The sequence below is a fragment of the Candidatus Jidaibacter acanthamoeba genome, from assembly GCF_000815465.1.
GTDB classification, from domain to species: domain Bacteria; phylum Pseudomonadota; class Alphaproteobacteria; order Rickettsiales; family Midichloriaceae; genus Jidaibacter; species Jidaibacter acanthamoebae.
Genome location: NZ_JSWE01000008.1, coordinates 1 through 290 on the forward strand (window position 1 = coordinate 1; position 290 = coordinate 290).

General features: G+C 31.4%; 1 pseudogene. It reads left to right on the top strand.

The features are described 5' to 3' along the window. Positions 1–102 precede the first annotated feature (102 nt). Positions 103–290, top strand: a pseudogene (locus tag NF27_RS11975) (hypothetical protein); the annotation flags it as partial.

A 290-nucleotide genomic window follows, 5' to 3' on the forward strand; every position in this document is an offset into this window, starting at 1 on the left:
CGCAAATAAGTAAATTTAACTGACATACCTAAAGAATTAAATATCATAAAGGAAGTAAGGCAGCCATATTGATAAGCTGAGGATCAAAAGAAATTAGCTGCTATGAAAAGAAGGAAACAAGAGAGAAGAAGCAACTCTAAAAAGATAAAATACATAATAAATAACTGGAGAGAATATAGCCAATCACTAAAGAATAGGGGATCACTTACCGTCTGGATAAGTAAGGAAATAGAGGAGTTATGGTATTTTAGTAAAGGAAATATATGTAAACGAGGAAGGTTAACCTTTTA